At 71.7% G+C, this 9,091-nt stretch carries 10 protein-coding genes; 4 read left to right on the top strand and 6 right to left on the bottom strand.

Annotated features, from left to right (window positions below; translation table 11 throughout):
* Window positions 1-50: 50 nt before the first annotated feature.
* Together L0H79_RS17845 and L0H79_RS17840 are read right to left on the bottom strand one after the other, a co-directional pair.
* Complete coding sequence (locus tag L0H79_RS17845; RefSeq protein WP_301485996.1) at window positions 51-2,972, bottom strand: LuxR family transcriptional regulator; 2,922 nt, start codon at window positions 2,970-2,972, stop codon at window positions 51-53.
* A gap of 65 nt (window positions 2,973-3,037) precedes the next feature.
* A complete protein-coding gene (locus L0H79_RS17840; protein ID WP_301485995.1) occupies window positions 3,038-3,205 on the bottom strand; it encodes a hypothetical protein in 168 nt (55 codons plus the stop codon).
* Window positions 3,206-3,491: 286 nt separating this feature from the next.
* Between L0H79_RS17840 and L0H79_RS17835 the strand changes: the two genes are divergently transcribed.
* Window positions 3,492-4,322: a hypothetical protein gene (locus tag L0H79_RS17835; RefSeq protein ID WP_301485994.1), complete on the top strand. Its 831-nt coding sequence runs from the start codon at window positions 3,492-3,494 to the stop codon at window positions 4,320-4,322.
* Window positions 4,323-4,367: 45 nt separating this feature from the next.
* On the opposite strand, the gene L0H79_RS17830 is transcribed toward L0H79_RS17835, so the two are convergent.
* The 4 genes from L0H79_RS17830 to L0H79_RS17815 all read right to left on the bottom strand — a co-directional run bounded on the left by L0H79_RS17830 (window position 4,368) and on the right by L0H79_RS17815 (window position 6,556).
* Complete coding sequence (locus L0H79_RS17830) at window positions 4,368-5,036, bottom strand: DNA methyltransferase (protein WP_301485993.1); 669 nt, start codon at window positions 5,034-5,036, stop codon at window positions 4,368-4,370.
* Between the two features lie 14 nt (window positions 5,037-5,050).
* A complete protein-coding gene (locus L0H79_RS17825) occupies window positions 5,051-5,485 on the bottom strand; it encodes a TA system VapC family ribonuclease toxin (protein ID WP_301485992.1) in 435 nt (144 codons plus the stop codon).
* A gap of 1 nt (window position 5,486) precedes the next feature.
* Entirely contained in the window at window positions 5,487-5,738 is a 252-nt protein-coding gene (locus L0H79_RS17820) for an antitoxin (protein WP_301485991.1), read from the bottom strand.
* A 107-nt stretch (window positions 5,739-5,845) separates the two neighbouring features.
* Entirely contained in the window at window positions 5,846-6,556 is a 711-nt protein-coding gene (locus L0H79_RS17815) for a PadR family transcriptional regulator (protein WP_301485990.1), read from the bottom strand.
* Between the two features lie 244 nt (window positions 6,557-6,800).
* Between L0H79_RS17815 and L0H79_RS17810 the strand changes: the two genes are divergently transcribed.
* The 3 genes from L0H79_RS17810 to L0H79_RS17800 form a co-directional block, all read left to right on the top strand.
* Complete coding sequence (locus tag L0H79_RS17810; protein ID WP_301485989.1) at window positions 6,801-7,265, top strand: ATP-binding protein; 465 nt, start codon at window positions 6,801-6,803, stop codon at window positions 7,263-7,265.
* Window positions 7,266-7,329: 64 nt separating this feature from the next.
* Entirely contained in the window at window positions 7,330-8,220 is an 891-nt protein-coding gene (locus tag L0H79_RS17805) for a DUF5926 family protein (RefSeq protein WP_301485988.1), read from the top strand.
* A gap of 80 nt (window positions 8,221-8,300) precedes the next feature.
* The coding region (locus tag L0H79_RS17800; RefSeq protein WP_301485987.1) for a glycosyltransferase at window positions 8,301-9,091 on the top strand (791 nt) is incomplete at its 3' end.

Below are 9,091 nucleotides of genomic sequence, written 5' to 3'. Positions count from 1 at the left end.
ACCGAACCACCAGTCACATCAGCCACACGCCACGCCGGGGTCCTGAGTAGTTACAGATGCCGGTCGTGGGCGATCGCAGCGGCCTCGGTGCGGCTCGCAGCGCTCAGCTTGGCCAGCACGTTGGAGACATGGACGCTCACGGTCTTCGTGCTGATGAACAGCTGACGCCCGATCTGACCGTTGCTCAGGCCCCGCGCGACGAGGCCGAGCACCTCGGCCTCGCGAGCTGTCAGGTCGGGTGCGCCTCCCACCGCCGCGCCGCTCGGCAGAACGTGGGCGAGCTCCGCGAGCAGCGGTCGCGCACCGAGGCGTTCGGCTACCTGCCGCGCCGCAGCGATGGTGTCTCGGGCGGCGGAGTCGTCGCCTGTCGCATGCAGCACGGCCGCCAGCCGGGCCCGGGACCGCGCGGTCTCGAAGACCTCGCCGAACCGGTCGAAGGCCGCGACGCTGGCCTGCCAGGCCGCCACCAAATCCTCGCCCGTCACCGTCTCCGTCGCCGCGGCGTCCCGCTCGGTCCCGGCGAGAAGCCAGCGCAACCGCAAAGTCTCGGCACGCAGGCGCGCCAGCCAGGCCCACGACTCGACGTCGGTCTGGGGAGACACGGCCAGGCTCTCCGCCCGTTCGAGCAGCCCCTTCGTGAGGTCGAGCATCCGGCGACGCAGCCGCGCGTCGGCGCTTCCCGCCGCTCGGGCGCTCTGGCCGGCCACGAGCGCGGCGAGCCGGATCACGATGTGCTGGCGTGGCCCCCAGAGGCTGTCGAGCGTCGCCAGGATCTCGTCGGCGAGGTCGAGCACTGACTCTATGCGTCCCTCCTGCCCCAGCATGTCGACTGCGGTCACGCTGTAGACCGCGGTGATCCCGTCGACCCGCCACGTGGCACGGAGTGCGGCGAGGTCCTCGGGTCGGAGCGGCTCACCCCGGCCGGCTGCGATGGCGAGCCGGGAGCCGAGGAAGTACATGCGGCTCATCTCGGCCAGCGGCTCGTCACCGAGGTCCCAGAGTGACAGCGCGCCGTCCCAGTCGCCAAGGTGATAGGCGACCAGACCGGCCATGAGCCGGCACTCCAGGCCGAACGGAGCACGGTCCACATGAAGGTGCTCCGCGACGGCGACGCCCTCGTTATAGGCGGCCAGGGCGGCGGGCAGGTCACCCCGCCGGAACCGTGCCGCCCCCAGCCGGTGCAGCACCCGAACCCGTACAGGGTCGTCATGCGCGAGCTGCGCGAGCAGCGCGTGTAGCTGCTCCTCGACGGCGTCGAGGTCGTGGCGGCGCTCGACGAGGCGGATCAGGATGGTGCGTATCTCGGCGAGCGCCCGGGTCAGCCCGAGGTCCTCGGCGAGGCGGGTCACCTCCTCGCTGACGGCCGTGACCTCGTCGATGTCGTCGGTGCCTGCGCGGTTGACGAGCGCTTGCAGGCGTGCGGTGAGCACCCGGACGCGCCGCTCGGTCGGCTCCGGCCCGACGAGTGCGAGTGCCTCCGAGGTCAGCCCGATCGGATCGTGCGGCAGGTCGAGGATGGCCGAACCGAGCACGTAGCGAGCGAGCAGGTCCGCCCGGGTCTGCCGGGACTGTCCATGACCGGGATGGTCGAGGCGGTCGCGGAGCAGATCGACCGCGCGGACGAGGTCACCGGCGATGGTCGCCGCCTCAGAGGCGGCCATGGTCACCTCGTCGCGCGTCGGGTCGTCCTCGCCGAGCCACGCAAAGGCACGCTCGAGGTGGCCAAGGGCCTCCTGGGCGCCGCCCATCGCGAGCGCGGCCTGCGCCGCGGCCCGGCTCGCCGCGACGGCGGTGGGCACGTCCCCCGAAGCGGCGGCATGACGAGCCAGCTCGGACACGGGACCCAGCTGTGGAGACTCGGTCAGCGCAGCGGCATACGACTGGTGCAGCCGGAGTCGCTCGCCGGGCAGCAGCGCGTCGGCGACCGCCTCGCCGAGGAGCGCGTGGCGGAAGGCATAGGCCGGCGGCCAGCAGGTCTCGAGGACGTGATGCTCCACCGCTGCGGCGACCGCATCCTCAAGGCGGTCATCGGGCAGACCCACGACACGGGTGAGCAGCTCGTGCCCGATCTCTCGTCCCGCGACCGCGACGGCGTCGACGACGAACTGGGCATCGTCGGGCAGCGCCTCGACCCGTGAACGCAGCACTCGACCCAGGCCTCCGGTGAGGCCATGACCGGCCACGGCGCTCGCAGCGAGCTCTTCGGCGAAGAACGGGTTGCCTTCGGCGCGCTGCGCGATCTCGCCGACGACAGCCTCGTCGACACGGGGGCCCTCGAGCGCACCGACGAGCTCGCGCAGCACGGCGTCGTCCAGCCCGTCGAGCTCGACATGCTCGACGCCGGCCAGCCGGGCCCAGACGGCGAGCGTCTCATGGAGCGGGTGCCTGCGGTGTAGGTCGTCGGAGCGATAGCTGACCACCAGCCCGACCGGGTTCGTGAAACCGCGAGTCAGCAGCACCGTGAGTAGGTCGCGGGAAGAGGGATCGGCCCAATGCACGTCCTCGATGACCGCGAGGGTCGGGCGGTCGGCGCCCAGCGCCGTCAGCAGGGAGTGGATCGCGGCGGTGACGGCGGCTGGGTCCACGCCCGGCCGGGACTCGGTCGGCCGAGTTTCGATGGACCCGGTTTCGGTCGGCCGGCCGAACGCGGGCAGATAGTGGCCGAGAGCGGGGTGCATCGCCGCCACCTGTGCGACGACCTCAGGTGCCTGCGTCTGGAGGGCGGTCACGAGCTCGACGAACGGCAGGTAGGCCAACGCGCTGCCCGCCTGCCCGACGCAGTGCCCGACCGCGGTGCGCCAGCCTCGCTCCGACGCGTCGTCGATGAGCCGCGCGATGACGCGGGACTTGCCGATGCCCGCGTCTCCGGACAGTACGACGCTGCCGCCATCGGCGCCCTTGAGGCCGATGGCGGCAGCGAGTCTGGTGAGATCGACGTCCCGGCCGAGGAGGGCTCCCGTTCTGAGCGGCATACCACCCAGTGTCCGCCCTCCCACCGCAAACGGTGGCGCCGGCAGCACTGACACCGTGGCAGCCGTCAGCGGGTGCGACCCGGGTGGGTCTCCTCCCAGTGGCGGCGCCGCATCGTGCGGCGGATGACGGACAGGGACGAGTCCGGCCGCTCGAGACGGCGGTTGCTCAGGTGGTGGCGACGCTCGATCTCGGACTTGACGAGGGCCAGGTCGCCGAGGTTGTTGGTGTTCATGATGGCTCCTTCGCCGTTGGTGGCTGACCCCTCTACCGTCGGCTCTTGAGGTAGCGCGCCACATCGGCAAGGTGGCGTATCCTGCCGCCGGGTCAGCTACCTCAGAGCGCGAGTCGCCGGACAGCCGGCCGGCTGAGGTAGCCCAGACGTCCACGCCCCCGGCAGGTCGTCGTCCAGCAGTCGAACGGATTCGATCCGGCGGGGGGTTCTCGCCTAGACTTGGCGGCGGACCGGCAAGGGCGGCGGTACCTGCCCACCTGTTCCCGACAACTTCAGGCCGCTTGCCATGCCATCGACTCCTGCCCCGCCGTCCACCAGCTCATCCGAGGCGTCCTCCCGCACCCCTGAGCGCACTCGTGAGGCCCCACCCGCCTCGACGCCCGAACGCAATGCCGACCGGTTCTTCGGGCTCAGCACTGCCCAGGTGTCCGGCAGCGCCCTGGCTGCCGGCACCTCCGCCTACGCCGCAAGCTACCTCGGCGTCGCCGGGACGATCTTCGGGGCCCTCGTCGGGTCGATCGTCGCGACGGTCGCGTCGGCGGTCTACAGCCACTCGCTCCGGCGAGCCGGCACGCGGCTCGTGCGCCGTCCCGCGGCGACACCGGCGACCGCGGCGACACCGGCGACCGCGGCGACGAGGGGGACAGTGTCGATCACTCCGGGTGTGGCCTCGACGCCGACCCGCGTGGGTCACCGGCGCACGTGGCCGCGGGTCGCGGTCGGCGTCCTCGCCGGCGCGGTGCTCGCCCTCGGTACGATCACGGGCGTCGAGAGCCTGCTCGGCCACCCGCTGTCCGACTCGTCCCAGCGCGGGACCTCCATCGGCGAGCTGACACGCTCGGGTGGCTTCGTGGGCCGGCGCGCCGCAACGACGCCGAGTCCGTCCGCGACCACGCCGGCCACGGGCCCGACCCCGGCCGAGACGGCCGGATCGGATCAGCAGCCGACTCCACCAGCGCCGGCAGGCGCGAGTCCGACGGGGACGCCCACGGTTCCGTCGTCACCTGAGGCGACACAGACCGCGCCCGGAGGTCTGGGTGGGGCGACGGACCCGGTGGCGCCGACCGACCCGGCCGCTCCGCCGAACCAGGCTGACCCGACGCCGACGGCCCCCTGAGCCGCTGGCCCAGCCGGTGCCGCTGATCAGGGGCGCACCCCTCGGTCACCCTTCGCCGGCCGGCCCGTCGCGCTGGAACGTCAGAAGGTAGTCCCCGGTGAAGTCGTGCGGTAGCGCGTCCCAGCAGACCACGGTCTCCCGGATGAACGGCAGCACCTGACCGACGGTCCTTGCGACGTCCCACGCCAGGGATGTCGTGTGGCCGGCGTGGCGGATGTTCGCGACGTTGAGGACGAGGTGCCCGCCCGGCCTCAGGACCTGGCCGACCTGGTCGGCGATGTCGGCCAGGTCCTCGAGATAGGTCGCGTAGTCATCGCCGACCAGCTCGTAGGCCGCGAGTGGGTCGTGCGGGTGGTCGTTGGCCGTGCGGTATGGCGGCGAGGTGAGACAGAGCTCGAACGGGCCCGAGACGAGCCGGTGCAGTCCGCGAGCGTCGCCCTCGATGACGGTGGCACCGGTGGCGCGACCCCGGCAGGCGACGACCCGCTCGGGTAGCAGCTCGACGCCGACCGCGCGTCGCCCGAGCCGCTGCGCGACGGCCAGGGTCGTGCCGAAGCCTGCGAAGGGATCGAGTATGACGTCACCCGGGGCTGTCAAGGCCTCGATGACCATGGTGGCGATCGCTTCGGTGAAGTGGACGTCCTCGTCCGATCCGGGGACACGTTCCGCGACGAGCTCCTGCTGCGTCGCGGTGGCATAGGGCGGCAGGCCCATGCAGCAGTCGCCCCTCAGACCCAACCGTGCGGCTGGAGGCGGCGCACGCCGGCGAACCGGTCGAAGTCGCTGTCGAAGCTGACGAGGAGGCCTCGTGCCTCGAGTGCCAGGGCAGCCAGGTGAGCATCGCCCACGAGGTTGCCTCCAGTCCTCGCCTCCGAGAGAAGCGCCGTCACCCGGTCCAGGTGGTCTGCGGACGGACTGACGATCTCGGCTCCGGGCTGCGTCAGCCAGGCACTGACCTGGTCGGTGGCCTCTCGCGGTGTCAGTGGGTTCTCGAAGATCCGGCGCATGGTGGCGAGACGCACGAAGGCGAGGATGACGCTCCAGTCGAACAGTACGGTCGCGCGGCCAGCCAGAGCCTCGTCGAGCCACGCCCGCGCGTCTTCGTGGTGGACGCTGTCGCTGTTGACGGCGTAGAGCAGCACATTTGCGTCGACGACGTGCATCTCACCGGCCGCGCGCCAGCTTGGCGATCTGGTCCGTGTCCTGCAGCTCGTCCGCCAGCTGGAGGGCCTTGGTCAGGTCGACCTTGGGTGCGCCCATGCCTCGGGGGTTGGTCGCCGGTCGCCGTGTGCGTGGTCGGACGTTGCCGTCCCGGATGGAGTCGTTGAGTGCTTGCTTGAATGTCACGCCTCGCTTGCGCATCCGTTCGCGAAGGATCCGGTCGGTGTCCGGATCGAGGGTGACCGTCGTGCGCATGGTGACAGCCTAACATCGCAGATGGTGATGCCAGGCTGTCAACGTGGGGATCTGCTCATCGGACGGGGAGCCTTTGGACGAGTTCCTGTTGTCGCGAGTCCGCGCCGTCACGAGTCCGTGTCGTCCGAGGTATCGGGTCGATCGTCATCCTCGTCGGCGAGCAGCCCGTAGAGCCGGCGGCGGGTCTCGGCGAGGATGTCTGCCGCCTCGGCCCGCTGCTGCTGCGTGCCGCTGACCATGACCTGCCACACCGCGCCGATCACCTGGCCGATGACGCGCTCGAACTCGCCGCCCATCGGCTGGCTCCGCTCCGAGCGCTGCCCCCCGGTCTCGAACGGCTCCCACGTCTCGCTGAGCTCGTCCTCGTGCGCGTCGACGTACTGACGACCCGCGTCCGTCAGGCGCAAGACCCGGCGGCCGGCCTCGTCGACGCCCATGATCAGGCCCTCGTCCTCGAGCTGCTGGATCGTCGGGTAGACGGACCCCGGGCTCGGCTTCCATGCGCCTCCGGTGCGCTCGGCGATCTGCTGGATGACCTGGTAGCCGTTCATCGGTTCCTGCGCGAGGACCGCGAGAATCGCCGACCGCACGTCGCCGCGCCGGACCTTGGCGCGCCGTGCAGGCGCGATGTCCGGCCCGCCGAAGCTGCGGATGACGTCGCGGATCCATGGCGGCGGCCCATGCCGGTGCCCGCCGCCCCAGCCGGGCGGCCCCCAAGGCGGTCCGCCGCCCCAGGCGCCGCCGGACCACGGGCCGCCTCCGCCTCGTCCACCCCAGCCGGCCCCCCATCGGCCCTCGCCCTCGTTCGGTCCGCTCATGGCTCCTCCTCGGCTCTCGCTGCATTGGCCTTCAATACAGTCGCGATATGCCGACGATATATCGATACAACGACAACGACTAGGCCCAGAGGGCACGATATGCATCTATCGCATTATCTAGTGTTAACAATAGATGACCACATACGGAGTGATCCGCACCATATGTTCGGTGGAGGCATTGTGGATGGGAATATCCTTGGCTACCGTCCGTAGGCAAACGGCGAGCCGGCACGCAGGAGGGGAAGTGGCGAGCACGCAGGGGCAGCGCGGCCGTGCGCACGGTCGCGGCGTCTCTTCACCGACCGACAAACGGACGGTGCGGGTCCCATGGGCGGCGTCGGCGGCGCCGCGGGTCCGGCGCACCCTCGTCGAGGACCTCACCGGTCGGGGTGTGAGCGAGGAAGTCGTCACCGAGGCCGAGATCGTCGTCAGCGAACTCGTCGCGAACGCCGTTCGACACGCGCGCCCGCTGGCCGACGGGTCGATCCGCATCCACTGGACCGTCAGAAACGACGTCGTCGAGGTCGAGGTGTCCGACGGCGGTGGCGCGACTGCCCCGAGACCGTCGCCGCGTACCACCTGGGGCCCCAGCGGCCGGGGGCTGCGGATCGTCCGGTCGCTCGCGCACGAGTGGGGGGTCGTCGACGACCACGCCGGGCGGACGGTCTGGGCGTCGCTCGGTGGCCCGTCCCGGCGCCGCACCCACTGACCCTGTTCCGTATGCCGCCTACCGCGCTCTCGTGGCCAGCTCGCGACCATTAGGGTTGCGTCCCATGGGCAAGGCTTCTCGACGTTCCCGTGCCGTGCGCGCCGACCGCGCCTCTCGACCCTCGCCCGCGCCGTTCGTCGCCCGGCCCTTCGCGGGCCTGCCGGACGAGACCGAATGGGTCGCGATGCGAGAGATCGTCCCGGCAGCCACCGCAACGGTGCGCTTCGCCGACGGTCGCGCGCCGGGGGGCACGCCCGAAACGGTGACGATCGCGACCGTGCTGCCGCTGGCCTGGCCGGGCCTGCATCGCAAGTCGGGGGAGGTGCTCGTCGGCATCCAGTCGGGCAGCCCCAGTGGTGACGCGAGCCGCGACATCGCCCAGGCGATCCTCCTGTCGGCGGCCGCCGAACCGGGAGAACCGGTGCCGGCCCTGCCGCTGTCCGCGGCCGACACCCCACGGCTGCAGGACCTGCTCGACCTGACCGTGCCACTCGAGGTGACGGTCCACGACGGCTTCGACTTCTGGGTCGCCGACGCCGACCTGGATGACGACGCGAAGGCGTCGCTCGAGCGGGCGAACGAGTCGGCCATCCCCACGACGCGGATCTCCGGCGACCGTTCGTGCTACTGGTGCCGCATCGGTGACCGCACGTACGTCCGGTGGGTGCTGCCCCAGGACGAAGACACGGCGACGACGGCTCTCGCGCGGCTACACGCTGCCGGGGAGAGCAGCCTCGGCGGCAGCGGCGGCCGGCTCCTCGGCTGCTTCCGCTCGAGTGGTCTGCTCATCCCGGTCTGGGAGGTCGCGCCATCCTCCGAGGCGAGCGACTTCGAGGCCCCGGTCGGACAGATGCGTGATCGGATCGAGACCGCCGCCGCCCACAGCGGCCCGCTCGACACTGCTGAGCGCGGCGCCCGGGCGGGCCTGATGAACCGACAGGTGACCCTCCGCTGAGCGCGGGCGTGGGGACCGTCGGCCCGCGCGGCGCGGCTGGCCTTGGGCCGGCCCCGCGAGTTGAGCGAGTCGTCGAGGCAGTGGTCGCGGTAGTCCCGGCCAGGGACGAGGCCGACCGGATCGCGGCGACGTTGGCGGCGACGCGGACTATCGCCCACGTCGAGGCGATCATCGTCGTCGACGACGGCTCGACCGACTCGACTGCCCAGGTCGCCGTCGACGCCGGCGCGGAGCTGGTCCGGCACTCTCGCAACCACGGCAAGGCCGACGCGATGATGAGCGGTCTTGGCAGGGTGGCCGGGCTGCGACGGGTGGGCCGGCTCCCCGGCCGAGTCTCGGTCCTGTTCGTCGACGCCGACCTCGAGGAGTCGGCCGGTGCGCTGGGTGTCCTCGTCGAGCCGGTCGCCACGGGGGAGGTGGACCTGGCGATCGCGACGCTGCCACCCCAGCCCACCGCCGGTGGGGGACACGGTCTCGTCGTCGGCCTGGCCCGGGGCGGTATCGAGGAGCTGACCGGCTGGGCGCCGGTGCAACCGCTCTCGGGGATGCGGTGCCTCTCGCCCGAGGCGATCACCGCGGCGACGCCGTTCGCCCGGGGTTGGGGTGTCGAGGTCGGCATGACCGTCGACGTGCTCGGTGCCGGCCTCGTCGTACGCGAGGTCCCGTGTGAGCTGCAGCACCGGGTCACCGGGTCCGACTGGCGTGGCCAGGTCCATCGAGCCGCCCAGTACCGCGACGTCGCGCTGGCGCTCGCGGTCCGTCGGCTGCGCCGCCGCCTCGCGCCCCCCCCCCCCTGCACCCCCCCCAACCCCCCCACTCATCCAGAGTGCAGGTCTTGGGATGGAGAGTGCACGTACCCTCATAGCCAGTG

It is taken from the genome of Intrasporangium sp. (assembly GCF_030452765.1).
GTDB lineage: Bacteria > Actinomycetota > Actinomycetes > Actinomycetales > Dermatophilaceae > Intrasporangium_A.
This window is presented reverse-complemented; position numbering and strand designations above follow the sequence as displayed.